Origin of the sequence: Parashewanella spongiae, from assembly GCF_004358345.1 — a bacterium.
Classification (GTDB): Bacteria; Pseudomonadota; Gammaproteobacteria; order Enterobacterales; family Shewanellaceae; genus Parashewanella; species Parashewanella spongiae.
The window spans coordinates 4,818,723-4,844,467 of sequence record NZ_CP037952.1 but is presented as its reverse complement, the minus strand read 5'-3'; the positions used below and the strand labels follow the sequence as shown (position 1 = coordinate 4,844,467).

24 protein-coding genes are annotated in these 25,745 nt (G+C 38.9%); 22 read left to right on the top strand and 2 right to left on the bottom strand.

The window, feature by feature from the left end; genetic code table 11:
• Positions 1-633: 633 nt before the first annotated feature.
• From E2I05_RS19110 to E2I05_RS19015, 20 genes are all read left to right on the top strand, one after another.
• Positions 634-1,032, top strand: a complete 399-nt coding sequence (locus E2I05_RS19110) for a hypothetical protein (protein ID WP_121852166.1) — start codon at positions 634-636, stop codon at positions 1,030-1,032.
• The gene (locus E2I05_RS19105) at positions 1,029-2,477 is read left to right on the top strand and encodes an EscC/YscC/HrcC family type III secretion system outer membrane ring protein (protein WP_121852167.1); all 1,449 of its coding nucleotides are present in this window, start codon (positions 1,029-1,031) and stop codon (positions 2,475-2,477) included. The genes E2I05_RS19110 and E2I05_RS19105 overlap by 4 nt, the downstream gene beginning before the upstream one ends.
• Before the next feature lie 7 nt (positions 2,478-2,484).
• The gene (sctD, locus tag E2I05_RS19100; protein WP_121852168.1) at positions 2,485-3,690 is read left to right on the top strand and encodes a type III secretion system inner membrane ring subunit SctD; all 1,206 of its coding nucleotides are present in this window, start codon (positions 2,485-2,487) and stop codon (positions 3,688-3,690) included.
• A gap of 11 nt (positions 3,691-3,701) precedes the next feature.
• Positions 3,702-3,899: a hypothetical protein gene (locus E2I05_RS19095; RefSeq protein ID WP_121852169.1), complete on the top strand. Its 198-nt coding sequence runs from the start codon at positions 3,702-3,704 to the stop codon at positions 3,897-3,899.
• Between the two features lie 43 nt (positions 3,900-3,942).
• Entirely contained in the window at positions 3,943-4,341 is a 399-nt protein-coding gene (locus E2I05_RS19090) for a hypothetical protein (protein WP_121852170.1), read from the top strand.
• A 66-nt stretch (positions 4,342-4,407) separates the two neighbouring features.
• Positions 4,408-5,001, top strand: a complete 594-nt coding sequence (sseB, locus tag E2I05_RS19085) for a type III secretion system translocon protein SseB (protein ID WP_121852171.1) — start codon at positions 4,408-4,410, stop codon at positions 4,999-5,001.
• A 162-nt stretch (positions 5,002-5,163) separates the two neighbouring features.
• Complete coding sequence (locus E2I05_RS19080; protein ID WP_121852172.1) at positions 5,164-5,862, top strand: helix-turn-helix domain-containing protein; 699 nt, start codon at positions 5,164-5,166, stop codon at positions 5,860-5,862.
• A 10-nt stretch (positions 5,863-5,872) separates the two neighbouring features.
• Entirely contained in the window at positions 5,873-6,091 is a 219-nt protein-coding gene (sctF, locus tag E2I05_RS19075) for a type III secretion system needle filament subunit SctF (RefSeq protein WP_121852173.1), read from the top strand.
• 33 nt (positions 6,092-6,124) lie between these two features.
• Positions 6,125-6,427: an EscG/YscG/SsaH family type III secretion system needle protein co-chaperone gene (locus E2I05_RS19070; RefSeq protein ID WP_243641032.1), complete on the top strand. Its 303-nt coding sequence runs from the start codon at positions 6,125-6,127 to the stop codon at positions 6,425-6,427.
• A 13-nt stretch (positions 6,428-6,440) separates the two neighbouring features.
• Entirely contained in the window at positions 6,441-6,797 is a 357-nt protein-coding gene (sctI, locus tag E2I05_RS19065) for a type III secretion system inner rod subunit SctI (RefSeq protein ID WP_121852175.1), read from the top strand.
• Positions 6,794-7,516 carry a type III secretion system inner membrane ring lipoprotein SctJ gene (gene sctJ, locus E2I05_RS19060; protein ID WP_121852176.1) on the top strand — a complete coding sequence of 241 codons (723 nt, stop codon included), beginning with the start codon at positions 6,794-6,796 and terminating at the stop codon, positions 7,514-7,516. The genes sctI and sctJ overlap by 4 nt, the downstream gene beginning before the upstream one ends.
• A 37-nt stretch (positions 7,517-7,553) precedes the next feature.
• Entirely contained in the window at positions 7,554-8,207 is a 654-nt protein-coding gene (locus tag E2I05_RS19055) for a type III secretion system domain-containing protein (RefSeq protein ID WP_121852177.1), read from the top strand.
• Complete coding sequence (locus E2I05_RS19050; protein ID WP_121852178.1) at positions 8,204-9,013, top strand: hypothetical protein; 810 nt, start codon at positions 8,204-8,206, stop codon at positions 9,011-9,013. The genes E2I05_RS19055 and E2I05_RS19050 overlap by 4 nt, the downstream gene beginning before the upstream one ends.
• 46 nt (positions 9,014-9,059) lie before the next feature.
• Positions 9,060-10,073, top strand: coding sequence for a TyeA family type III secretion system gatekeeper subunit (locus tag E2I05_RS19045; RefSeq protein WP_165905432.1), 1,014 nt, complete (start codon positions 9,060-9,062; stop codon positions 10,071-10,073).
• Between the two features lie 227 nt (positions 10,074-10,300).
• Positions 10,301-10,663, top strand: coding sequence for a type III secretion apparatus (locus E2I05_RS19040; protein WP_121852180.1), 363 nt, complete (start codon positions 10,301-10,303; stop codon positions 10,661-10,663).
• A gap of 59 nt (positions 10,664-10,722) precedes the next feature.
• On the top strand, positions 10,723-12,714 hold the full coding sequence (locus E2I05_RS19035) for an EscV/YscV/HrcV family type III secretion system export apparatus protein (RefSeq protein WP_424450110.1): 1,992 nt from the start codon (positions 10,723-10,725) through the stop codon (positions 12,712-12,714).
• A gap of 16 nt (positions 12,715-12,730) precedes the next feature.
• Positions 12,731-14,071 carry an EscN/YscN/HrcN family type III secretion system ATPase gene (locus E2I05_RS19030; RefSeq protein ID WP_121852182.1) on the top strand — a complete coding sequence of 447 codons (1,341 nt, stop codon included), beginning with the start codon at positions 12,731-12,733 and terminating at the stop codon, positions 14,069-14,071.
• Positions 14,072-14,122: 51 nt separating this feature from the next.
• Positions 14,123-14,524, top strand: coding sequence for a hypothetical protein (locus tag E2I05_RS19025; protein ID WP_121852183.1), 402 nt, complete (start codon positions 14,123-14,125; stop codon positions 14,522-14,524).
• The gene (locus E2I05_RS19020) at positions 14,517-14,969 is read left to right on the top strand and encodes a hypothetical protein (protein WP_121852184.1); all 453 of its coding nucleotides are present in this window, start codon (positions 14,517-14,519) and stop codon (positions 14,967-14,969) included. Before E2I05_RS19025 ends, E2I05_RS19020 begins: the two co-directional genes overlap by 8 nt.
• Positions 14,970-15,084: 115 nt before the next feature.
• The gene (locus tag E2I05_RS19015; RefSeq protein ID WP_121852185.1) at positions 15,085-15,960 is read left to right on the top strand and encodes a hypothetical protein; all 876 of its coding nucleotides are present in this window, start codon (positions 15,085-15,087) and stop codon (positions 15,958-15,960) included.
• Here E2I05_RS19015 and E2I05_RS19010 read toward each other — a convergent pair.
• Positions 15,957-17,105 carry a pyroglutamyl-peptidase I gene (locus tag E2I05_RS19010; protein ID WP_121852186.1) on the bottom strand — a complete coding sequence of 383 codons (1,149 nt, stop codon included), beginning with the start codon at positions 17,103-17,105 and terminating at the stop codon, positions 15,957-15,959. The genes E2I05_RS19015 and E2I05_RS19010 overlap by 4 nt on opposite strands.
• Before the next feature lie 132 nt (positions 17,106-17,237).
• Positions 17,238-18,149 carry a LysR family transcriptional regulator gene (locus E2I05_RS19005; protein ID WP_121852187.1) on the bottom strand — a complete coding sequence of 304 codons (912 nt, stop codon included), beginning with the start codon at positions 18,147-18,149 and terminating at the stop codon, positions 17,238-17,240.
• Between the two features lie 189 nt (positions 18,150-18,338).
• Here E2I05_RS19005 and E2I05_RS19000 point away from each other — a divergent pair, with 189 nt between their 5' ends.
• On the top strand, positions 18,339-22,895 hold the full coding sequence (locus tag E2I05_RS19000; protein ID WP_121852188.1) for an ATP-binding protein: 4,557 nt from the start codon (positions 18,339-18,341) through the stop codon (positions 22,893-22,895).
• A 487-nt stretch (positions 22,896-23,382) separates the two neighbouring features.
• Positions 23,383-25,467, top strand: coding sequence for an elongation factor G (fusA, locus tag E2I05_RS18995; RefSeq protein ID WP_121852189.1), 2,085 nt, complete (start codon positions 23,383-23,385; stop codon positions 25,465-25,467).
• Positions 25,468-25,745: the final 278 nt, after the last annotated feature.

Below are 25,745 nucleotides of genomic sequence, written 5' to 3'. Positions count from 1 at the left end.
AAAATATCTGCCTCCATCACGATGTATGCAAATCGGGGTTTAGTCGGTAGCTTCAGCTATTCGTTGATGACCGAGTATTCCAACTTATTCGATAAGATACTTAATATTAGTGGATTTTTAGGGATCAGCATCCTAGGGGCTGTTGATCTTTCAAGATTAAATTTTGTGCTATTTGAGCATTTATCTGTTCAAGGCGTGAGCAGTGATGCTTAGCCATCTAAGTGAGCTCGTCACAACACAGAACAGTGAATGCTCAAAAGCATCGAAGACAGCGTAAATTGGTCATTTCTGCTGCGTTATCGTTTTCTTATTTGGAATAACCAAGCCTCACAAACTCTGCCTTGCATAAAATAACCAATTTATCGCTGCAAAAACAATCACGAAAGATCAACAGACCCTAGAGATAGATTTATAATAAATACCACCGTAAATATTCTAGCGAACAAGAAATTCCTAACTATACTTCTGAAAAGACCACCTTAATAAACCTAGATCCATTCGCTGTAATTGAATAGTTTCACATTAATATTTGATTTGAAGCGACAAGCTTAATCTTCAAAAATTAAGGTGAATACCTGATAGTGAGTTTTGAGTGTAGCTTTAAAATAACCAAGAGAAAAATTCGGAGCCAGAATGTTACAAAGGCTAATTGAAACAGGCTTTTTAAAAGCTCAGGCTCCCGAACCCAAACATGATCAATGGAAGCTTGCCGATCACAACGCAAGTGTGTTGAAAATTTCTGATTCATTAACCGTCGCAATTGAAATAATTCCGACGGTTGAAAAGTCAGAGCTACTAAAATGGTTAAGAAAAGCAACCTTAATTTTAGCGGCTTATGAAGGTGGTCAGGATTGTAGCTTGCAACTGCAAGATGAAAAGTGGCTTTTGTGGCGGTTTTACGATGACAATGTTGATGAAAATGAGTTATCTCAGGGAGTAGTAATGCATTTAGCAATAGCTAAGTACTTAGAAAAGGGTTTCAAAGAGAAGAAAAATCATAAGCGTGATTTTGTCATGAGAATGAGAACATGAAAAGAATAGTCTTGATTGTTTTGTTATTAGTAACTGGTGCTACACAAGCTGCTTCATTAAACAGTATTCGATGGCAAGGTGATCCTTTTGTCATGATTAGTAGAGGTACGCCTTTAAATGCAGTGATTACTGACTTCGGCACTAATTATGGTATTCCTGTTGTGATTAGTAGCCAGATTACGGATCAGTTTAGTGGTCGAATTCAAAATAAAAAACCATTAGTTGTTATTACTGAATTAAGTCGAAAATATGGTCTTGTCTGGTATTACAACAACGGTGTTCTATATGTTTACAAAACAAGCGAACTGATGAGTGAAGTTTTACCACTTAACAATATTACACCTGTTGAAGTAAGCCGATACTTAAGGAACGCTGGGGCACTTGATAAACATGCCTGTAACGTAAAACCAGAGCCAGGGATCAGTAGTTTGCAGTTAGTTGGCGTACCGATATGCGTCATGAATGTTACAAAGCTCACCGAAAAGCTTGACTCAAATGCAAAACAAGCTTCAGAAAATCATGAAATTGTGAAGGTTTATCATTTAAGTTACGCATCAGCGAGTGATTCTGATTACAGTTACCGCATGCAGCCCGTAACGGTTCCGGGCTTAGTTAGTGTACTTCGTGAAATGGGGAAAGAATTACAGCAATCGGATAAGGCTACAGGGCCAGTTTTTGCTGCCGACCCAAGACAGAATGCGATCATAGTAAGGGGCAGTTCACAAGATCAAAAAACCTTCGAAACCCTTATTAAACAATTGGATATAAAACCGACAATGATTGAGGTGTCAGTGTCAATTTTTGATATTGATGCTTCAAATTTCAATCAGTTAGGGATTGATTGGTCAGCATCAGCCAAACTTGGTGGAGGTTCGGTAAGCTTTAATTCTGGTTCAGTGGGAGATAATTTCTCCACGGTTATAGGGAATACTGGAAACTTTATGGTTCGCTTAAATGCGTTAGAGCAAAACTCGAAAGCAAAAGTATTGTCACGTCCTTCAGTTGTTACCCTCAATAATGTTCAAGCCGTTTTGGATAAAAACATCACTTTTTATACTAAAGTTCGTGGTGAGAAAGTTGCAAAGCTTGAATCTGTAACAACAGGCTCATTATTACGAGTTACACCGAGGATCATTACAGATCATGGTCAGCAGGAAGTGATGCTTGTACTTAATATACAGGATGGTCAACAAAGCGCTGCGGTTCAAGGAACTGATGGTATACCACAAGTTCAAAACTCTGAAATTTCGACACAAGCGACGCTTAAATCAGGAGAAAGTTTATTGATAGGCGGGTTTGTTCAAGATAAAGATGAGACGAGTAAGAATAAAATCCCTTTACTTGGAGACATTCCAATTTTGGGGGGATTATTCAGATCAACTGAACATCATACGCAGAGGGTGATGAGATTGTTTTTAATAAAAGCTGAACCAGTTAATCAATGAGAACCATATGCCATCGACATTTAAAATATTATGGTTAAACGGTCCGCTCAAAGGACGACAGCTAGTACTTCCTCTAGGGAGTTTTACTATTGGCTCCGATGGTGATGTTTTAGCTGTATTAGATAACTCTGAACAGCTTGAATTTGATATTTCGGAAGATAAAGTCAGCTTAGTTAATGAAACTGAAGTTTGGGTGAATGGCGAAAAGCAAGAATCTATCGATGAAATTGCACATGGAGAAGTAATCGAGATAGAAGGTATTGCATTTATTTTAGGTGATGCAGATACAGAAATTGAAGCGAAAAGTATACCTAGAAAGAAAATGCCAAAGAAAAGCGCTTCTCATTGGGCGCTGTTTATCATTTCAGTTTTCTCAACTCTATTAATTGTGTTGTTATTAATTGATCCTGTTCATGCTCCTCAACATAGTGTGACACCAAAACAGTGGGTAGATCAAAGACTAACAGTTAATGAATTGGATGGAATTAAGTCTATATGGTCAGAAAATGGAGTCGTTACTTTTAACGGTTTTTGTGAGAATTCGCAAAAACTTAATCAATTTGTTGACGAAGTAAAAAAACATGGAATTTTATTTGTAATGCATGCGGAGTGTACGGATCAGTTGGTTACTGATGTAAAACAAGTTTTGAATCAGAACGGGTTTCAAAATGTATCTGTTGAGCAAAATATTATCCCTGGAAGCGTTACAATATCTGGTGCTATTCAAGCTGGAGAAAGATGGAATAAAGCTATTACTGTTTTGAAAACAATTCCTAGTTTAGTAAGTTGGCATGTAATTAATGAATCTGGAGTGCAAATTAAACCTTTAATTGACGCATTAAGAAAGCAAAATTTAATTGAAAGTTTAATGATAACTCAATTGGATGATTCAATTGTAATAACCGGAGAGGTCGATCAGAACTCAGAAGCAAGGGTCATTAAAATTGCTCATAATATTAAAAAAATTCAACAGAATGGTATAAAAATCGTATTTCAAAATATTCCGGTTAGGCACGAGGTTAATAGAATCCTAACATCACCGGTAGTAAGTTTTGGTGGAAACTCTGAATTGCCTTTTATCGAATTAGAAAATGGGTATAGGCTTAGCATAGGGAATGAACTTGATAACGGATATGTTATCGAATTTATTGATATTAAAGGCGTTGATTTGAGTAAAAACGGGCAAATTATTCATATTCCTCTATTATTTTAAGGAAATACAACATGCCAAGACTAACTAAACTAGAAGATGATATTAGAAAAAGAGTAAATACATTGGAAGAATATCAGCTTAGATTTGAGTTGATGCATTCAGAGCTCAATGATTCAGAGTTTAAAAAAAAAGCGGATTTTAAAATAGCGCTAGACTCAGCTTTAGAAGTTATAGAGTTGTTATACAAAAGGTTAAAGAAGCGGAAGTAAAAGCTGAATGTTTAATTTCATAAGGTGAAATAAAGGTTAAATTATGAATATTTTTCAAGATATAAAATCTGTAATGAACGACATACAGCAAAGAAAAAAAGCTATTAATAATCAGTTGCAGGAGTTTCAAAGTTTACAAGCAGAAATAAGAACTTTGGTTCAACAAGCGAAAACAGACAAGTCTGCTCAAGATAAATTATTAAAATTACAGGCCGCATTTCCTGAGGGTTTCGGTAAGCAGCAGGAGAAAGTATTAGGAAAAGTCGCTGAGTTAGGGCAAAACTTTAAACAATTAGAGCAAGAATTCGTAAATATTAGTGATAAGAAAGCACCTAAAAAGGCCATTAAAAGTGGTACGGAAGGTAATGATAAAAATGGATTAGAGGCTGCTGAAATTGACCCGCCAAAAGCTAAAAAGAAGAAGGTGCGGAGCTACCTTTAACTTAAGTTATATCAACAGTAAATAGTATTGTGTAATTGTGTAATTGTGTAACAGTGAGGTTTAACAATGTCTCCATCTATTGTAGGTAATTCAAGTTCGAGTGTAACCACAAATACAAATGTTCTCAATTCGGGAGCCGTGGTTAATGCAAGCTCTGACGGGGGCTTACCCCAAGCTCAAGGGGACTCAATGTTCTCTAATGGTATTCATACGTTATTTAATAATATGAATATGCTTTCTGAGCAAGCGAGCGATAAATATAAGATGTTACAGGAGAAAGCCAATTTATCTCGGGATGCACACAGCATGGCTAATCAGTTGGATGAAGTCATAGGTGGTGTTTCAGTGAGTGGACAAGATGCCACAGCTGAAATACCCAAAGAAGCATTAGATTTTATGAAAAAAATGCATATTCCAGTAGATGGCTTATCTGTTGAAGATTTTTTGAAAAAGAACGGTACAAATTTAAAGAAGGGGCAGTTACAAGCTGTAAAAAATGCACTTGAAACCGAATCAAACAGAGCTTCAGATTTTGTTTCACAATCTCAATTGCAGCTTCAAGGGTTGTTACAAAAATACAATGTCACAGTTAGCTTAATTAATGCAATGCAAACATTATTAGCTGAGATGAATAAAACGATTGCTCAAAACATTAGATAAATATTTCAGTACTGGATCTAAATCCTAGTTTCATGAAATTAATCTATACTAATAATTAAAGGAACTTAATGAAAAAAATAAAAAACTAAGGTCATTACCTGATATAGGTTTGGTCAGGGTTATTTAAAAATGAATTATGTTCTATTTTGAGGCGCAGATAACATGAGTGCAATTCAAATTGTTTTGTTTAAAGAGCCTGGTGTTATTCGTTATCAAAATGAAGTGTCGAATGTTGCTGCTAATCAGCTTGTTATGACATCAGAAGATGCAATGGTCTCTGCGGTAAGTAGAGAAAATTGGATTAACTTATTTTGTTATTCAGGAGAGTTACATTCGCTTTACAACGAAGTGGTAGATTTAATTTCACAAGAAAAAGAAGTGAAGTTTTTTAAATTGGATTTTACTAAAACGATACCAGTAGCAAGTCAGTTGGTTAAGGTGATAGAGCAGCTTAGTAATAATAAGAATATGATGATGAAATTTATTTTTATTTATTGTTTAAGCATGGATAAAGAATATTTCTCAAAAATGCTTATTTATTACTTAGCTCATAATGACAAAGTGTTGAGTTATCTTGAAGAACATTTTATGAACCCTTGGCCTGTTACACAATTTGCAGAAGATTTAGATGTTGATGTAAAGAAACTTAATTTTTTGTTTTATAAAAATTATGGTGTATCGGCAAAAAAATGGTTGTTGGAAAGAAGACTCAGTTATGCAAGGAAGCAATTATTGATTACATCAAAGAAAATTGCAGACATCGCACTGGATAGTGGCTTTAGTAACCATGCGCATTTTACTGATGCGTTTAAAAAAAGATACATGTGTTGTCCTACAGTGGTAAGAGCAACGTCGCTCTAGAGAGGGTTATATGGATTTAAGCTCTGTTGTTAATCAATTATCTCAACTTTCGGCTAAGTCAGCGCAAAATGCTCAGTCAAATATGAAAGCTGGCGATATCAATAATACGGATAAAATGCTGAAAGCACAGTTTTCACTTCAGCAATACTCAAATTTTGTTGGTTACGAAAGTGCAATCATCAAGATGATAAAAGACATGATTCAAGGAATTATTGCAAAGATTAACTGAATTAGATATTTAATTTTTTATGAGTAAAAAATAATGGAAAGTGAAGATAAAAGACTACTAGTCGAAGCCGCAGTTGCTGCAGGCAATCATGGTTTAAAAAAGCAAGCATATGCAATGATAAAAGTCTTTCCTGAGCTTATTCTTGATGAGGAAGACAGAAAAATATGCACCAGTGTGATTTATTTTGCGTTAAATGAAGCATCTAAAGCAGTGAGTGAGTTGCAGTCTTGTAATAGCGAAGCAGCCCAAGCGCTTAGGGTGTTGTTTTCAGGACCTATTTCTAGCCAAAAGCAGAAAGAAGTGTTGTCCAATAAACTGATAGCTGTAAGAAGTTAGTAAGGAGGCTACTATGAGTAATATACCTATTCATCATGTAGAAAAGGTTGCTCCACAAGCACCCACCAAGAAAGAAAGTAATGACGTAAGTACTGAGTTGGTGGATAAGTTTAAAAACCTTTTAAGTATTGGTAATAAAGATTTAACTCAAGCCACATCAAGTGCTGCACTTGGAAGTGACTCTGATTTGATTAAAAAAATGGCGCCTACAGATCCTGCTATGGCAGAAAAAATGGGTCAAAACATGTCGCCGCTTGCAATATTAGAGAGCCAAAAGTCTATTAGTAAAGCAGTTGTAGAAGTAGACCTAGTAGCTAAAATTGCAGGGTCATTGTCACAATCCATTAATAAGCTGGCGAGTATGCAATGAAACTTCGTTTTAGTATTTTGGCAATATTATTGCTGTTACTTACGGCTTGTAAAGTCGAGCTTTATCGTGACCTACCTCAAGATGAAGCGAATCACATGGTTGCATTGCTTAGGTTAAATAACATTGATGCAAGCAATGATATCGATCCTAAAACAGGTATGGCTACACTCATGATTGATGAAAACAAATTTATCAATGCCGTTGCATTATTGAGGCAGAATGGATTTCCAAAACCTAAATACATGAGTATTGAGGATCTATTTCCTTCAGGGCAGCTAGTTACATCACCAGCCCAAGAAGATGCAAAAATTAGTTATCTTAAAGAGCAGCAGTTAGAGCGTACTTTATCAAATCTAGAAGGGGTTATCAGTGCGAGAGTGTCAATCGCCGAGTCTACTCAATCAGATGAATTTCAAGTGAAAGAAGAAAAGTCCGCGTCTGTTTATATTAAATATTCACCCCAAGCGAATTTGACTACCCAAGAGAATCAAATAAAAAGTTTGATTCAAAATGCAGTGCCAGGGCTTTCCTATGATCGAATTACACTCTTTATACAGGCAGCAAATTATGGTTACCAATCAGCTCCGCCAGTAAAGAACGACAATGAATGGGCTAAACTCATTGCCAAGATTGAGTACAATAAAGTGCCTATAGTTATTGGGTTAGGGATGTTGTTATTACTCTGTATGTTTGGGTTCTTTTGGCTAAGAAGAAAATGATAAAAAATAACTTGGGTATGGCCTAATTGGGGGCATTATGAGTTCTGATTTTTTTTCAACAGAGTCAGGTGAGAAATCTGAACTTAGGCAGTACTACGAATTTGTTTGGCATCCAGCAGAACAAATGCATCCAAGTTGGTGGAAAAAATTAGGGTTACAGCAATGGAAATCGGTTTTTCATCGAAGTCCGACTCTGAATGAGCGAATTGAAACGCTGATAGTTAAAAGAATGGGGATAGTGGATAAGCCCCTGCCTAATAAATTGTCTGAAAACGATGAATTACTGTTTAGCTTAAAGGAACGTTTACCGAGTTTAGTGACTATTCTAGGGATTTTCTGTCTGAATTGTCCAGAGTATTTGTCTTTGAAAGAGTACAGAATAGCATTAGCTGATGTACTAACAGATGACCAAATCCAACAAGCATGGGCATTGTGGCCTCAAAGGCCTACGGCAGAGCAAAGCGAGTCATTAGATACTATTTCGGCAGACAAACTCATTATTAATGCTCAAGTCATCGGCTTATTATTGCTGACTAAAGAGATGGAAGACGATCAAATATGGAGAGCGTTAGCAATGACATTACCTATTTCAGTTAATGACGCAGATGAAGTCAATTTAGATAAATATCAGAACTCCATAACAGTAATAAATTTAAAGCGTTGGCTGCTAAGGCTGGAGCGCTTGTTATGAATCCATTTAATATAGAAATTTTGCAATGCGAAATAGAGAGAGATGGCGATGACTTTGTTTCAGAGACTCAATTGGCAGCTTCAGCTCAATTAATAGATATGGAGCAGAAAGTTAAACAAAGAATTCAGCTCTCGCTAAAGGCTGCTCATCAACAAAGGGAGGATGCTCGTGAGCAGGCTCAAGATATTATTGAGGAAGCTAAGAAAGAAGCGGATGCAAAAATGTTGCAATGGCATGCTGAAGCTCAGGCTGTAGCTATCCAAGATGCAGTAGATTGGGTTAAAGACGAAGCATCGTTTACCAAAGCAGTGCTTCAAGAATTAAAACCAAAAATATCACAGCAAATAGGCAATGTAATTCGATCTTGGTCTCAGGAAGTAGAAATTGGTCCTCTGGTTGCTGAGCGATTATCAGAAGAAGTAATCAATAACCTAGGTGATGGTGAAATTTGTTTGATGGTTTCAGAAGAGGATTTCGAGAGCGTTTCTAGAGAGTTTAATGATAAGTTTGAGGTCAAAATTGACTCTTCGCTTGACTCTGGAGATGCTGAATTGCGTTCGAACGCGTTATCTGCACACATAAAGTTATTTGAGCATTTAGATCTTATTATCAATGCGTTTGTCTCGAATAAATCTACAGATGTTGACGAAATATCAGAACTAAAAAACGAAGCTATTGATGCCAATGTGGATCAATCAGAGCCAGTTGTTGAAGTAGATTATTCATTCAATTCTGAGTACGAATATGAAAATGAGTTGGATCAAGGAGATAATGAAGCTGAAGGTATCGAAATTTCTGAACAATAAATAAAACGAGTGTTCTTAAAAAATAGAAAGGGTACTGGTTATGCGAGTGGATAATGCAAATGCTGTAAACTTTAATACAGAAGTTAACTTAAAATCAGTTAATGGACAGGTACAACCTGCTCACACTTCATCGTCACTAGCAATTGAAGAATTTAATATCGAAGCTGAATCAATGGAGCAAGCGTTCGAAGATATTGGTCTTGTCGCGAGTAAATTCAAAAAAACACTCAGTAAAGATAATCAAGATGAAGCAAGAGTTACGGATCTTGAGGAGCTTGTTGCGACTATAGAAGGTAAGCAAGGGGCTGAAATGTCTAAACTTGCTGGTGAATTAGCAAGCTTAGGCGATGCCGATGCAATAATGTCCCAAATAGGTCAAATGAACTTAGATACTGGTAATGTGATGATGCTATTAGCCAGCATTATTGGGTCTGGTGGTTTAAGTGAAGAAGTGCTTAAAAAACTCCGAAAAATGTTGCAAGAAATGCTGGCTGAAGAAGGCTCCGAGCTTGCACTAATCGCTGCAATGGAAGATTTACCTCTTGACCAATCAGGCTTAGATTCGCTTAAAAACTTGTATCAAAGAGCAACACATGGGGAAAACGGATTAGCGAAATGGTTTAGCTTATTAAAAGATATGCCTGAAAGGCGTAAGCGTATAAAAGTGTTATTAAGAGCGTTATCAAATTCGCTCAATGATAATGATACGAGCGCGGACATGGTCAAACTGATTTCAGTGATTGACGATCTTAGGCGTTTGCTTATTTTTATGAGTATTGAGGATTATTGCACGTTATTGGCGAGATCTTGTCAGGCTGAAGATTCAAGCGTTCTTACTGTAACTTTAGAACTTGTAGAGCAATCTTGGGTTTATGCAGAGTGGCTTGAAGAACGAATTAATAGCTTGTCACTCGCAGAAGACAAAAAAATTGGCTTTTTAAGGAGATGGCGAGATCTGCTTCTCCAGTTACCACATAAGTGTTTTCGTGATCCAGAGCAGCAAGAGCATATTGCTGAATCAATGATGGATCTTCTCGATCAATGGTGTGAAGACGAATAGTCTTTTCTTTCGCAAAATTTAGTATTCATTTCGAGTCATATTTATTTTATAGCTAATCCAAAATATAAAATAAACACAGATATTTAAGATTTATTTTAAGATTTATTTATCGTTTTTTTATATTGCTCCTAAGCTTATTTAGGGTAGAGGGTTATTAATGAATTGTTTTACATAAAACATACGAACATTTTGTATTTATTGCTTGAGTAATTAAGTAGGCCGATAAGATGGATTTGCAGTCGTCAAGAAATCTAGAAGAGTTGTTTCATTTGTTAAACCGTTGGCCAGTGTCATTGGAAGATCAGATGGAATATCACTGGGTTCCATACGGTTTGATGCTAGAAATTAAGGATCAGAGGCTATTGATGACGTCTTGGTTATTAGATACCCAAGTACAAGATCTTAATATATGGCTTACACGTTGGCACCCTCAAGCTTTCTTAGGTGTTCCACAGAGGTTATTTTTGATAAAACAAAAAATGATGATCAGCTGTTTGTGTCCATCGAATTCAGAAGGACGAAATTGGTATCAAATGCTCCTATTACAGCAGCAGTTCTTGAGCAAAGTAGATCATGGAGGTCTCGTTTGATTTCTATATCTGAATGGTTGAATAAAGCGGCTGGAAGGCATGATATTATTTTAGCGGTTATGCTCATGGTGGCGGTTTTCATGATGATTATACCGTTACCAACACCTCTCGTTGATGTCCTTATTGCAATTAACTTAGCGCTATCAATTGTGTTGCTCATGATTGCAATTTACATTCGAGATCCTCTTGAGTTCTCAGTGTTTCCTTCCGTTTTGCTTATTACTACACTGTATCGATTAGCATTAACCATTAGTACTAGTCGTTTGATTTTACTGCAGCACGACGCTGGTGACATTGTTTACACTTTTGGTAACTTCGTTGTTGGTGGAAATTTGGCTGTTGGTATTATTATCTTTTCTATTATTACCATCGTTCAGTTTATCGTTATTACTAAAGGTTCAGAACGTGTTGCTGAGGTAAGTGCTCGATTTTCACTTGATGGAATGCCAGGCAAGCAAATGAGTATCGATGGTGATATGCGTGCTGGTGTTATTGATGCAAAAGAAGCTAAAAAATTACGTTCAAAAGTACAAAAAGAAAGTCAGTTATACGGTGCTATGGATGGTGCAATGAAGTTTGTTAAAGGTGATGCGATAGCGAGTATTATTGTCATCTTAACGAATATTATTGGTGGTATTGCGGTGGGGGTGATGCAACATAAGATGTCTGCATCAGAAGCATTAGATACCTATGCTGTGCTTTCTGTTGGTGATGGCTTAATTGCGCAAATTCCTTCACTGCTGATCTCACTTACCGCGGGTTTAATTGTCACTCGAGTACCAGGTGAGCAAAGGCAGAATTTAGGTAAAGAAGTGGTTGTCCAAGTTTCAAAGCAGCCGTCATCTTTACAAATGGCTGGTTTGGTCATGGTAACCTTTGCGATTATACCAGGTTTTCCTTGGTGGGTTTTTGGTTCGATTGGCACCATTATCTTCTTGTGCACTTGGTGGCTTGGTCGATTGCAGAAGAAAAGTGATAGCACAGACGATCAAGCCTTTTCCGAAGCTGGCAGTGAAGAAGCCAGTGATGATGCGAATATGCAGCCAGGCGCAGTCCCCTTAACCCTTTATTTAAGTTCTGATTCCCCTCACCAAGGCATGAAAGAAGCATTACATCGGCTACGTTGGTCTTTATTCGAAAAGTTGGGTGTTCCTTTGCCTGAAATACAATTGCAGGTAGTGAACAAAAGTGAGTCCGGTCAGTGTGATATTCATCTTTATCAAGAGTCTGTGTTGCAGTTGCAGTTAGATCCCGAAGAAGCTCTGTTAGATGTTCCATTTCCTACCATTACGACTCGTGAAGAAGTAATGAGCTTTAATGGACAAAGTTTACATTGGATCAAAAAGTCAGAAATTAGTGCAGTAAGAGCTCAAGGTTTTTCAGTGGTAGAAGGTGAAGCGATTCCTACTCACCTGATAAATATCGTTGTAGATCGATTTATTGGTGAATTTATAGGGGTCCAAGAAACTCGATATTTAATGGATGCCATGGAAGGTAAGTATGGTGAACTTATTAGAGAATTACAGCGATTACTCTCAGTCGGTAAAGTCGCTGAAATACTGCAACGGTTAGTTGAAGAAGGTATATCCATTCGAGATTTGCGAACAATTTTTGAAACACTCGTTGAGTGGGTACCTAAAGAGAAAGACATTATTATGCTGACTGAGTATGTGCGTATCTCGTTAAGGAGACATATTCGTCGAAAGTTTGCGACTCCTCAAGGCTGGATTGCTGTGCTTATGGTTGGTGAAGGAATTGAGAATTTAATTAGGGAGTCAATTAGGCAGTCAACGGCTGGATCATATTCAGTTCTTAATACCGCACAAACACACATTATTTTAACAGCAATAAAAGAGTTACTGCCTCCAAATCAACATTGTGCATTATTAACTTCGCTTGATGTAAGACGTTACTTAAGAAAAATTGTCGAGCGAGAACTATTTACTACTGCAGTGTTGTCGTATCAAGAACTGGGTGATGACGTAGAAATAAAGGTCATTGACCACGTGGATCTTGTGGGTGATGCGCTTGATAACGCCATGAATAGTTAGTTGCTAAGGTTGAATAATGAAGTTGCCAGAAGTAAATGAAATTGTGGAAGAACTATCTGAACAGTTATTTTTGAATCCGTTTGATGTTCAAAAATCGATTCCATCGGTTCGTTTTTTTGGACGCATTAAGGAAGTCGGCGCGACACTTGTACGTTCTTCATTAACAGGTGCACATCAAGGGGATCTTTGCTTAATAGCTGGGAAATTAAAAGCTGAAGTTATAGGTGTAAATGGTGATGAGGCACTTTTGTCTCCTTTTGATAGTACAACAGGGTTGCAAACTGGTGAAGATGTCGAGCTGTTGGGACATGGTCATGAAATTGCGCTTGGAGATGGACTTTTAGGCCGTGTGCTTGATGGATTGGGTCGACCGATTGACGAAGGTGACTTAGTAACTTCTGAAGTGAGGTTGAACCAAGGTTCTGCCCCAAACCCTTTAAGTAGAAGTTTAATCAAAGATATTTTGCCTTTGGGGATAAAAGCAATTGACAGTGTTTTGACTTGCGGAGTTGGGCAACGAGTGGGCATATTCGCCGCTGCGGGAGGAGGAAAAAGTACATTGCTTGGGATGATTGCTTCTAAATGTGATGCAGAAGTCATTGTGTTGGCTTTGGTGGGGGAGCGTGGTCGTGAAGTGAAAGAGTTTCTGGAATATAACTTAACTCCAGAAGCTAAAAAGCGCACGGTAATGGTTGTGTCAACTTCTGACAGGCCGCCACTCGAACGTATGAAAGCAACAATAACAGCAACAACAATCGCAGAGTATTTTAGAGATAAAGGTAAAAACGTGTTGCTGATGGTGGATTCATTGACGCGTTTTGCTCGCAGTGCAAGAGAAATTGGATTAGCAGCAGGAGAGCCTGCGGTTTCAAACGGTTTTCCTCCGAGTGTTTTTGTTAAATTATCATCTTTAGTTGAACGGGCTGGACCAGCAGCAGTAGGAAGTATTACTGGGATATATTCGGTACTGGTTGAAGGGGATGATATGAATGAACCTATTGCGGATGAGGTTCGCTCACTTTTGGATGGACATATTATTTTATCCAGAAAGCTAGCCGGTGCAGGGCAATATCCCGCCATCGATATTAATGCTAGTGTGAGCCGAGTGATGGATCAAATTGTGCCTAAAGAGCAGCAAATGCAAGCGGCAAAACTCAGAAAAATGCTAGCAAGTTATGAAGACGTTCAACTGCTTATCCGAGTCGGCGAATACGAAACTGGACAAGATGAAGAAACCGATGAAGCGATTGAGCGTTACCCGGCGATTCAACAATTTTTGCGCCAAACAACGGATGAATATAGCGCTTACGAAGATACACAAATTCAATTAAATTCAGTTACCTTTGGAAATTTTTGATGAACTTCGCATCAATAACTCATTTCACCGTTATTGAACTATAGGCATGATATGAAACAAGGTGAATTTGACCCAAATGACAAAGAGATGCTGCTAAGAATTCTTGAGATCCGCTCCAAAAAAGAAGATAAGCTGCGCCGAAAAATCAGTCAAACGAAAAAGCAATCGGCCCAACTGAGTGACAAAAAGCAACAGACCATTGATGAACGTCTAGAAGTGATTCGCTATATCAAACAGCTAGATTTGCCAACAGAATCGTTAAGCCAAAACAAACTGACTAAATTTAAAATAAAACTGGCTAAATGTTATCAAGATGAAAGAAAACTGGCTGAAAACGTGATTTCTATCGGGCAGGAAATAGAAGAAATAGAGCAAACAATAAAGCAAATGAATCGTGAAGTTCTACAATTAGTAAAAGATCAAGAAAAATTAAAGGCGGTGTTTGATGAGTAATCAAATTAATGTTGGTCGAACACATCACCCTAAGTTGCCAGAAGATAAACATGAGAATAAATCTGAGCCGCAATCGGGTGCTGTCAGTCAATTCTTAGGTATGTTGATGCCAGTTCAAGAAAAGGCAGAGGGGGACTCTGGCATATCAAAAAAAGTGCTGGAATCGGCCAAGTCGGTGTTAAGTCAGCATGGTGGGGTTTGCAAGGTAGGTAGTGCAGAAGTTACACGCAATGGAGATATGCTTCATTATCGTTTATTAAATGGCCCAATGATGGGATTAATTATTCAGGCGAATTACGATAAAAAAGGCATTCGATTAAGTTTATTTCCGAAGAATGCTCGGCAAGCTACAGCAATACAAAATGTTTTACCAAATCTGAGTCAAAACTTGAAAGGAAGGCGCCATCCGATTTCATTAAATTTAATGGCGGTAAAAGGTAAGTAATACATTCATTTAGGTTGAAAATAGTTTGGTGAGTATAAGAGTGAGGTTAGAGGTGTCATCTCACATCATTGGTTGCAGTTATTTAGCTGCTAAGTAAAAAATAATAGGAATGTAGATGGATAGTCGGGTGATAATTAGTGCCAGCCAAGCGATTGGTTATGGGCTTGAGGCTCAAGATTGTCTTTTTGAATTAAAGCATATTGGCGGAGATGGTGTGTTTTGGCAACATCAAGAGCTACCTGCTGGAGTAGGAATATGGTGCCCGTTAAGCGACTGGAAAAAGGCAATCCTGACTTATACAGGTATCTCGATACTTGAACAAGTTCCCGAAGACTTTTTACCCTGTGTAACCGCCGCCATTTTGGAAGTTGCTGGCGACTGGTTGGTAGAAGGTGTAAAAGAAACCCCTGAAAATCGCACATTAGAAAACAATATATACCCAGTGTTTACCTTAGCAGGGATACGTTGTGTGCTGATTGACTGGCCTATGGAGCAATGGAAATCTATGGTGGCTCACTGGGCACCCTTTACCGGTGAATCACCAGAAATTGAACTTAGTTTAATCGCTGGTTATAAAAACCAGACTTCTAAAGAACCTTTGTTACCGAATAAAGGAGCCGGTTTATGGCTTGATCACAGCACTGATGTTGAGCAAGGTGAAGCCATACTTTGGTGGCAAGGGCCAATTGCAAAAGTTAAGATAAATGATGAACTTGATGCTGGACATGGTGAGATGATCGTTGAGGAAGTGTTGCCTGAAACCGATTTTCATTATCCGCCATTGTTGGCTGAACTTGCAAAAGTAAAGTTAAGTTTAGCGGAAATCGGCACTATGGTGACTGGTGACGATATTACTTTTACGCTTATTCAAAACGGAAAAGTGAGTTTATGTAGGCAGCCAAATGAAGTGCATCAAGAAACAGTAGCTTTAGTCTCACTCTTGAAGAGCCCATCTGGCTTATTAGCAAAAGTCGAATCAAAAGAATTTTAGTAAGCTTTCGCGGCCGATATAACCATTTTTTTAATTTGCTGAACAATGGCAGCTTCAAGCATGGGATCATGCCCTTTGACTCTAGGTGTATGGATATGTCCTACAGGTATGTTTGAATGATATTGATGCATCAACCTCAAAGCTCGGTAAGAAATCTCATTTGATAAATATCCTCCACCAGAGCCTGTTACAGAAGTTTCATCCCTTAATTGATATAAGGATTCTGCTATGAACTCACCTTTTTTTAATGTTGAAATATTTGCATTATCATTCACCTTCCACTTCCCTTTAACAGCTTGCATAGCGGCAACGGGTAAAGTGAATTCAATAAATTCATTACCGTTTAAAGTTGAACCATTAAGCATTGGGGCTTTTGGAACCCTTTTGGTTGCACCTGTATACACATTTAAATTATCAGGGGCGTTGGCACTGCGATTACGTCCAGGAAATCGTTCAAGATCAAAATCTGAGCGTCCCATGCTAACGGTAAAAACCATATCGGCTAGATTATCGCGATAGACAGGTGTCAAAATAGATTCAATCATACCATCATCAAAATCTTTGAATCTAACAGGGATCATAACGGTTTCTATTTGTGCCTGCTTGCCATGAACGTTAAATTTATGACCATCTAATGCCAATGCGGCGAGCCCAGATGGATTACTTTGGCTAATATCTCTATCAAGAAAAAAAGGATCAAATCCTGTTAGTAGAATTTTTATTTGGCTATCTTCTGAGAAAGATACATCATTCAAGCCTCTTGTTGCTGTTTCTACTGAACGTAACAAAACCTCTCGTTGCCATGGAAGCATTTTAAAATTTGGGGAAAGTTGTTTTAGTGCTCGCCTCATTGTTAAACGGCTCCAATACAATGGGCGATCATCGTTTGAACCAGATTGAACGTCTCTTACGGCTTGTTGCCACAAACGATGTGATAGGTCAGCGACTGATTGTGATATTTGGCTTTCAGTTGTACTATTTTTCACGGATTCAGTTAATGATTCCATAAAAGTGTTATAACGTTGAGCAACTTTTGGCAGGGCATTTTCTGCTTTCTTAACTCGCGCTTCTTCCACATCTAAAGAGGTTGCGATACTCAGATTTGAAAAAAGCAATAAGCTAATAATTATAAACTTTTTAATCATGTGTGATGCCTGATTTGTCGTGAGTTCAATAGAGTGATGGATTAAATTAGACGATGACACATTATGTGCCTTTATGTAAATAAGTTATTGAACCAGATTTTACAATTGCATAAAGCCGAATTAAATGAATTATTACATCATTAATGATTGAAGTGACTCTTGACTCGAAAAACGCTTGGTGAAGTAGTCTAAAAAGGTACTAATGTTAGTCGCTAATTGGCGTCGACTTGAATAAACGCCATAAATTTTAAACGGCTCAATTGGCCATTCTTGCAAAATTGGAACTAATGAACCTGAAGCGAGTTCTTGCTTACAACTTGAGTTAGACAGCATGGCGATACCAAAATCATCGAGGGCTAATTTTTTAACCATAACGGCGCTGTTTACTCGCACTTTCTTTTGAAAACTGACCATTGTTTTACGTGATCCCTTACCAAGAGGCCAGATTGGAGCTGAGCGAGATGTACCTAACAAAATGCCATCATGCTCAATCAATGCTTTAGGTGTCGCTGGCGTACCTTTGGTTTTTAAATACACTGGGCTAGCTACTAAAATTGGTTGCCTTTCAATAAGTAAACGAGCCACAAGATCGGACGATTGCAAAGGACCATATTTAATAGCTATGTCGTAACCTTCTCCGACCAGTCCAACATCGTTATCAGTAAACTGGATATCTAAGGTGACATTAGGATACAGTCGCATAAATCCGCTTGCCAAGTTGGCAATCAGTTCTTGACTGAAGGATACTGGGATGGCAATTCTTAATGAACCTGATACGTCATTATGGGTGTTTTCTATAGTTGCTTTTGCAGCTTCGATTTCGTTCCCAATCGTATCGCAATGTTGATAAAACAGTGCTCCGACTTGTGTCAGACTTACATTACGAGTGTCTCGTTGCAATAGCCTTACCCCAAGTTGCTCTTCAAGTTGAGCAATCTTACGGCTAATCGTTGACTTTGGCAGTCCAGTTTCTCTGGCTGCTTGAGAGAAACCTTTAGCTCGAACTACGGCCGCAAAGAGTATCATCCCGTTCAAATCAGGCATGTTTTTACCACTGTCTCAAAAATGGAACAAAGCGTCTAGTGCAGTTTAATAGTAATTTGGGATAGATAAAAGTTATATTTAATTCTTATAAAAATTATAAGGCTTTGTTGACGTTTCTCATTTGGACTTTGATTACTAATGAGATGCGAATACGGGACCTTGAGGCTAGGATAAGCAGAGGATCTTAGGATGACCAGCAACAATCAGCCCATGAGCACGACTCAAGCTCAAAACGCAGACTTGCTTTTTTTAAAAGCCGAACAATTGGCAAACGATTTTTCTTTATTTCCCAAGCACAGTAAGCAAAGCCTTTCGGATGAAGTGAAAGGTTTGTTAGATGAAGATACGGTTCAAGCTAACTTAAAAACATTATCTCAACTCGACGTTGATGGCTACGTTTCGAAAGTAATTCAGCCAACACTTGACAAAAACCGTCCAGGCGCGAAGAAAATTATCGCAGACTTGAAAGGTCAAGTCATTTTAGATACGCATCTTGGACCGTTTTACAGTGCAGAAGTGGAATTAAGTTTTGGTTCGCGCGTAAGACGTGTCGGGTTTATTGCACAAGAGCGTTCAACATCTAATGGTGCATGGATGCCAGAGCACCACATTGCGGCCTGTAAAGCCATTCGTCATTTTGCCGAATTGTCGATGCCAATTGTTTATCTAATTGATACTCCTGGGGCTGATGCAGGTGAAGTCGCTAATAGTCAAAACCAAGCACACTCAATTTCAAAAGCGATTGCAGAAAGTGCCAATGTCGATGTGCCAACGGTAGGGATTGTAATTGGCGCAGGTTACTCAGGTGGGGCTATTCCACTTGCTGCTGCCAATATTCTGTTGTCATTACGTGATGGTATATTTAATACCATTCAGCCTCAAGGTTTACAAAGTATTGCTCGTAAGTACAACTTATCGTGGCAAGAGTGTGCTAAATCGGTCGGTGTTTCACCAGAAGAGTTATACAGTACAGGTTGTATTGATGGGGTTATCGACTTTACGCCCGCTGATAAAGATGAACGTCAACATAACTTACGTCGCGCCATTATCAGCAGTATCGAAGCGGTAGAAAAAGCAGCGATTGATTTTGTTCGGGATTCTGATGATCTTCGTGAACATTATGACCGCAGTCTAAACCGTTTTCTCAACCCTTCTGCGAATTTAGTTTCACTTGAAGTGAATGCTGAACTGGCTGTGGCAAGTAACCCAACCATGCATTTGAACTTGTTTGGTAGTGCTTATCGTTATTTACGTTACTTAACACTTCGTAGCCGTATTCACTCCATTTCAGAAGGTGAATATGGGCGATTGTCAAAAGTCAGCGTACCTGAAGGTGATTTGCTTGCACGTATTCAGCAAGAGCAAGACAAAGTCTTCCAAACTTGGTTAGCCAGCCCTGATAAATTGGTTTATGACGACGAGTTAAATAAGCTGTGGAGCAACTTTACGTCGAAACGTGATGAGATTTCTACAGAACGTAATATGTTGACTCGCTTTATTTTGGGTGAGCCAAAAGAGAACTATAAAAAAGCCCGTAAGGCATTATTATTTAACATCGGTTGGTCGTTATATCACCGTTGGAAGAGTAATGCGGCGAATAACTTCCAAGGCTTGATCCAGTATTTGGAAAGTTTACCGTCAGAAGTTACTCAAAAAGATTGGCCTGAACTGAACCAATTGACGGTACTCGATGTCGTGGTTAATGATGAACTGCGTGAAGACTTTATTTGGCAATGTTACAACATTCTGATTTTTAACGCGCTTTATGACAACGTTGTGGTTAATTTAGCGTCCATCGCAAAAGAAGCGATGATGGCAAAAGGCTTGTCTCGCAGTTCAGTTGACAGTTTATTGCATACTTCAATTGATAAAGCCATCTCAACCCAAGATATCGCAAATGATAAGAGTAAGTTCTATAAGTGGTTGAAGTACTTCATGTCTCAATCAAATCGTGCGGAATTATTGACACGAGTAGAGCAGTGGAAAAGTGTTGGTTTCCCTCAATTGAACGACAGCTTGTTCGTGATCTTGACCTATTTCTTTGAGCGTCTATTACCTGAATACTTCGATAGTGAAGATGACAATAGCAGTTACACAGGTGCTATTAACCCAGTACGTATTGGACGTCGTAAAGACTTCTGGAACCGTTTGACAATGGGTTATCAAGATCTTCTTATCCAAAAAGTGCTGCGTGATGAAAAACGTGCTGGCAAGATGAGCTGGGAAAACATTGTGGCTAAATTCTTCAGTCAATTTGAAGAAATTAACGGCGACTTAATGTCAGCTAACCAGTTAAATTTCCCAGGGTTTAGATTATCTATCGAAGATGCGTTAGACAAAGGTATTCGACCATGTGGTTTGATCACAGGTGTCGGTGAATTTGAACGAGATGGTCAAAGATTGCGTGTCGGTGTTGCTGTTTCAAATACTGCTTTCCAAGCCGGTGCATTTGATATGGCGGCGGCAGAAAAATTCAGTGCTTTATTGATTGAATGTGCCAAGCGCAATTTACCTGTTGTTTGCTTTATTAGCTCAGGCGGCATGCAGACCAAAGAAGGTGCTGCAGCGCTGTTCTCTATGGCCGTTGTGAATGATCGTATTACTCGTTTTATTCGTGATAATGAATTGCCTGTCATGATGTTTGGTTATGGTGACTGTACAGGTGGCGCACAAGCAAGTTTTGTTACTCATCCCTTAGTGCAAACTTATTATTTATCAGGTACAAATATGCCATTTGCTGGGCAAATGGTTGTACCAGCATACTTGCCGTCTACATCGACACTTTCTAACTATTTGTCTAAAGTGCCGGGTGCGATGAATGGAATGGTGATTAATCCGTTTAGCGACACCTTAGATGCACAGTTGACCAGCATTGATCCATTAATGCCACTGCCAACACTTCACATTGAAGACGTTATTGCGAACGCATTATCGACTTTGGTACCTGAAGTCACTGCAGAAGATGATCAAATCTTACAAGACGATCCGCGCGCTCTGATGGCACCAATTAACAAAGTATTGATCCATGCTCGTGGTTGTACTGCGGTGAAGCTCATTCGTAAAGCACATGATAATAATATCAGTGTCGTGTTAGTGGCATCCGACCCAGATATGACGTCAGTCCCAGCTGATATGCTTAAACCAAATGATAAACTGGTTTGTATCGGTGGTAATACTTCAGACGAAAGTTACTTAAACGCTTATTCTGTATTGAAAGTTGCTGAGTACGAAAATGTTGATGCATTGCATCCAGGTATTGGCTTCTTGTCTGAAAGCCCGCAGTTTGCCGCTTTATGTGTGAATAATGGTGTGAATTTTGTTGGACCAAGCGTTTATTCAATGACGACAATGGGTAACAAGTCGAACGCAATTAAAACATCACAAGGTCAGAATGTTCCTGTTGTTCCTGGATCTCACGGTATTCTGAATAATGCTGAGCAAGCAGTGAATGTAGCAGCAGAAATTGGTTATCCAGTACTCTTAAAAGCCGTACAAGGTGGCGGTGGTAAAGGTATCCAAGTTGTTGAACGTCCAGATGACATGATTGCTTTGTTCCAGCAAACCTCTACAGAAGCCGCAGCCGCATTCGGTAATGGTGACTTGTATTTAGAGAAGTATGTCACATCATTGCGCCACATCGAAGTGCAATTGCTACGTGATAAATTTGGTAACACTAAGGTATTGGGCTTACGTGATTGTTCTGTACAGCGTAATAACCAAAAAGTCGTTGAAGAATCAGAGTCAACAATGCTGCCTGCTGAGCTTCAACAGCAAGTACTAGAATATACCCGCGCACTAGGTGATGTAACGGACTATATGGGGGCAGGTACTGTTGAGTTCATCTATAACTTAGATGCCAATGAAGTGTATTTCATGGAAATGAATACTCGTCTGCAGGTAGAGCATCCTGTGACGGAAGCCACATCTGGTATTGATATTGTTAGTGCACAGTTTGATATCGCAGCTGGCCGTTCTATTGAAGACTTATCGCCTAGTCAAATTGGTTATGCAATGGAAGTGCGGATCACCGCAGAAAAAGCAGCGCTAGATGGCGAAGGTATTTTGCAGTTGATCCCTAACCCAGGTTCAATTACGGATTGTGAATTCCCAGAGCGTGATGATGTTGAAGTTATCTCGATAGCATCTGAAGGAAAAGAAGTTTCGCCATACTACGATAGCTTGATTGCTCAAGTCATTATGCGTGGTGAAAACCGTGAAGATGTCATTAATAAACTTCATGATTACCTCGATCAGCAAGTAGTAATCAAAGGTATTGCAACCAATATTCCTTTGCTAAAACGTATATTGAAAGACGGTACCTTTAACGAAGGGGTATACGACACCAATTATCTACCTCGTTTGATGGCGGAGCTTGATATTCCAGCTTTGATTGAAGAAATGGAAGCTGCTGCTGAAACAACTGGCGTTTCAACTGAATCATTACGAGTTGGTGAAAGTAACGAGTTGAAGGTGTTGGCTCAAGGTGCAGGTATCTTCTACACCTCACCAGCGCCAGGTGAAGCTGATTTTGTTAGAGAAGGGGATGTTGTCACTGTTGATCAAACACTTGCTCTTACAGAAGCGATGAAGATGTTTTCACAGCTTAGTTTGGCTAACTTTAACCGTAAAGATGCCGAATTATACCCAGCGGATAAAAAGTACCGTATTGAAAGGATATTAAACGGTAATGGACAGCAAGTATCTCAAGGTGATTTGTTGTTTGTTGTGTCTCCTATCGAGGGATAAAGCTCGAACTCGCTAGATAATACAAAAGCTCTGATCTATCGGATCAGAGCTTTTTTGTTTTTAAGGGTAAGGAAAAAATCATTCTCAAGTCTAGGTTCGGGTTTATATTCTTGAGAGTAAAAATTGGAGTGAACGAGCGCTTCCATAGATTAAAATTGAAACAATAAAGTAAATTTTATCGTTCGTTTTGCAGTCGAACGTCAAAATAACGGGATTTATAGGGAAATATTTTAATCAAAACTGTGAAACAAGCGAAAAAAATCACTAGAAATAAATGATATGGAGCCTATTTATGTTGTTGTTTTTAATTGATTTTATCGCAACTACTTGCTAACCGCTTGTTTGTGGCAGTATTAAAATTTGCAGGAGTTAATTGCACCAAAGAGGGTTCCACTTTACAATATGCGCCTTAAATTCTGATGTGTAGTGTGTTGGTATTACGTCTCATACTCCGTCTACTTCTTAACCTATAAGATAAAGTTGAATCATGGCCGAATTATCAAAGTACAGAAATATTGGTATCTTCGCTCACGTTGACGCGGGTAAAACCACAACTACTGAGCGTATCCTAAAACTAACCGGTAAGATCCATAAAATCGGTGAAGTTCACGATGGTGAATCTACTACTGACTTCATGGAGCAGGAAGCTGAACGTGGTATTACCATTCAGTCAGCTGCTGTTAGTTGCTTCTGGAACGATCACCGTTTTAACGTTATTGATACTCCAGGACACGTTGACTTCACAGTTGAAGTGTATCGTTCTCTTAAAGTACTTGACGGTGGTGTTGGTGTATTCTGTGGTTCAGGCGGTGTTGAACCTCAATCAGAAACAAACTGGCGCTACGCGAATGAATCAGAAGTTGCTCGTATCATCTTCGTAAACAAGTTAGACCGTATGGGTGCTGACTTCTTACGTGTTGTTAAGCAAACTCAAGACGTTCTTGCTGCTAATCCACTTGTTATGGTTCTACCTATTGGTATCGAAGATGAGTTCTCTGGTGTTGTTGACCTATTGACTCGTAAAGCTTGGATATGGGATGAAACAGGTGAAGCTGAAAACTACAAAATTGAAGATGTTCCAGCGGACATGGTTGATCAAGTAGAAGAATACCGTGAAATGCTTATCGAAACTGCTCTTGAGCAAGACGATGATCTTCTAGAAGCGTACATGGAAGGTGAAGAGCCATCAATGGACGACATTAAGCGTTGTATCCGTAAAGGTACTCGTACAATGGACTTCTTCCCTACGTACTGTGGTAGTGCGTTCAAAAACAAAGGCATGCAGCTTCTTCTTGATGCTGTTGTTGATTACCTACCTAACCCAGTTGAAGTTGATCCACAGCCACTTACTGATGAAGAAGGTAACGAAACTGGCGAACACGCTTTAGTTTCAATTGATGAGCCATTTAAAGCGCTTGCGTTTAAGATCATGGATGACCGTTTTGGTGCTTTGACTTTCGTACGTATTTACTCTGGTAAAATCAAGAAAGGCGACACCATTCTTAACAGCGCGACAGGTAAAACTGAACGTGTTGGTCGTATGGTTGAGATGCAAGCTGACGAACGTAACGAATTGGATGCCGCTCAAGCGGGTGACATTATCGCTATTGTTGGTATGAAGAACGTACAAACTGGTCACACTTTATGTGATATTAAGCATCCTTGTACACTTGAAGCTATGGTATTCCCTGAGCCTGTTATCTCTATCGCTGTTGCGCCAAAAGATAAAGGCGGATCAGAGAAAATGGGTATCGCAATTGGTAAAATGATTGCTGAAGATCCATCTTTCCGCGTTGAAACTGATGAAGATTCAGGTGAAACCATCCTTAAAGGTATGGGTGAGCTTCACTTAGATATTAAAGTTGATATCTTGAAGCGTACTTATGGCGTTGACCTAATCGTAGGTGAGCCACAAGTAGCATACCGTGAAACGATTACTCGTGAAGTTGAAGACAGCTACACGCATAAGAAACAGTCTGGTGGTTCAGGTCAGTTCGGTAAGATCGACTATGTAATCCGTCCAGGTGAACAGAATTCTGGTTTCACTTTCAGCTCTAAAGTTGTTGGTGGTAACGTACCTAAAGAATTTTGGCCTGCAGTAGAAAAAGGTTTCGCTTCATTGATGCAAACAGGTACTGTTGCTGGATTCCCAGTCTTGGACGTTGAACTTGAACTTGTAGATGGTGCTTTCCACGCCGTGGATTCATCAGCAATCGCGTTCGAAATCGCTGCTAAAGGCGCTTTCCGTCAGTCAATGCCCAAAGCTGGCGCACAACTTCTTGAGCCTATCATGAACGTTGACGTATTCAGCCCAGATGACAATGTTGGTGATGTTATTGGTGACCTTAACCGTCGTCGTGGCATGATCAAAGATCAAATGGCTGGTGTTACTGGTGTTCGTATTAAAGCTGACGTGCCGTTATCAGAAATGTTCGGTTACATTGGTTCACTACGTACAATGACTTCAGGTCGTGGTCAATTCTCTATGGAATTCGCACACTATGCTCCATGTCCTAACAGCGTTGCTGAAAAAGTAATTGCTGAAGTTAAAGAAAGAGAAGCTAAAAAGTAATTATTGCCGCTTAATTTCTTAACGAATAAAAACCGTTGCCTTGTGCAGCGGTTTTTTTTATGTGATTTATGAACAAAGCTTAATTCAGATTTTATTTCAGGCTGTTGCTGGTTATTTTTACAGGAGCTATATTTAATACATCAACCTAAATAAATCGGTTGGGAGCGTTCATATACGCAGAAAAAATTACTGATGGCAAGGCATGAATAGCAGCAAGTAGTGGTAACCGACATACAAAACTGTCGTTACTTCGTTTCTACTTGCAAAATTTATAACGC

Excerpts from the sequence above, each read along its gene's own strand:
- E2I05_RS19110 (WP_121852166.1), top strand. The coding sequence starts at position 634 with ATGTTACAAAGGCTAATTGAAACAGGCTTTTTAAAAGCTCAGGCTCCC.
- E2I05_RS19105 (WP_121852167.1), top strand. The coding sequence starts at position 1,029 with ATGAAAAGAATAGTCTTGATTGTTTTGTTATTAGTAACTGGTGCTACA.
- sctD (WP_121852168.1), top strand. The coding sequence starts at position 2,485 with ATGCCATCGACATTTAAAATATTATGGTTAAACGGTCCGCTCAAAGGA.
- E2I05_RS19095 (WP_121852169.1), top strand. The coding sequence starts at position 3,702 with ATGCCAAGACTAACTAAACTAGAAGATGATATTAGAAAAAGAGTAAAT.
- E2I05_RS19090 (WP_121852170.1), top strand. The coding sequence starts at position 3,943 with ATGAATATTTTTCAAGATATAAAATCTGTAATGAACGACATACAGCAA.
- sseB (WP_121852171.1), top strand. The coding sequence starts at position 4,408 with ATGTCTCCATCTATTGTAGGTAATTCAAGTTCGAGTGTAACCACAAAT.
- E2I05_RS19080 (WP_121852172.1), top strand. The coding sequence starts at position 5,164 with ATGAGTGCAATTCAAATTGTTTTGTTTAAAGAGCCTGGTGTTATTCGT.
- sctF (WP_121852173.1), top strand. The coding sequence starts at position 5,873 with ATGGATTTAAGCTCTGTTGTTAATCAATTATCTCAACTTTCGGCTAAG.
- E2I05_RS19070 (WP_243641032.1), top strand. The coding sequence starts at position 6,125 with ATGGAAAGTGAAGATAAAAGACTACTAGTCGAAGCCGCAGTTGCTGCA.
- sctI (WP_121852175.1), top strand. The coding sequence starts at position 6,441 with ATGAGTAATATACCTATTCATCATGTAGAAAAGGTTGCTCCACAAGCA.
- sctJ (WP_121852176.1), top strand. The coding sequence starts at position 6,794 with ATGAAACTTCGTTTTAGTATTTTGGCAATATTATTGCTGTTACTTACG.
- E2I05_RS19055 (WP_121852177.1), top strand. The coding sequence starts at position 7,554 with ATGAGTTCTGATTTTTTTTCAACAGAGTCAGGTGAGAAATCTGAACTT.
- E2I05_RS19050 (WP_121852178.1), top strand. The coding sequence starts at position 8,204 with ATGAATCCATTTAATATAGAAATTTTGCAATGCGAAATAGAGAGAGAT.
- E2I05_RS19040 (WP_121852180.1), top strand. The coding sequence starts at position 10,301 with ATGGATTTGCAGTCGTCAAGAAATCTAGAAGAGTTGTTTCATTTGTTA.
- E2I05_RS19035 (WP_424450110.1), top strand. The coding sequence starts at position 10,723 with ATGCTCATGGTGGCGGTTTTCATGATGATTATACCGTTACCAACACCT.
- E2I05_RS19030 (WP_121852182.1), top strand. The coding sequence starts at position 12,731 with ATGAAGTTGCCAGAAGTAAATGAAATTGTGGAAGAACTATCTGAACAG.
- E2I05_RS19025 (WP_121852183.1), top strand. The coding sequence starts at position 14,123 with ATGAAACAAGGTGAATTTGACCCAAATGACAAAGAGATGCTGCTAAGA.
- E2I05_RS19020 (WP_121852184.1), top strand. The coding sequence starts at position 14,517 with ATGAGTAATCAAATTAATGTTGGTCGAACACATCACCCTAAGTTGCCA.
- E2I05_RS19015 (WP_121852185.1), top strand. The coding sequence starts at position 15,085 with ATGGATAGTCGGGTGATAATTAGTGCCAGCCAAGCGATTGGTTATGGG.
- E2I05_RS19010 (WP_121852186.1), bottom strand. The coding sequence starts at position 17,105 with ATGATTAAAAAGTTTATAATTATTAGCTTATTGCTTTTTTCAAATCTG.
- E2I05_RS19005 (WP_121852187.1), bottom strand. The coding sequence starts at position 18,149 with ATGCCTGATTTGAACGGGATGATACTCTTTGCGGCCGTAGTTCGAGCT.
- E2I05_RS19000 (WP_121852188.1), top strand. The coding sequence starts at position 18,339 with ATGACCAGCAACAATCAGCCCATGAGCACGACTCAAGCTCAAAACGCA.
- fusA (WP_121852189.1), top strand. The coding sequence starts at position 23,383 with ATGGCCGAATTATCAAAGTACAGAAATATTGGTATCTTCGCTCACGTT.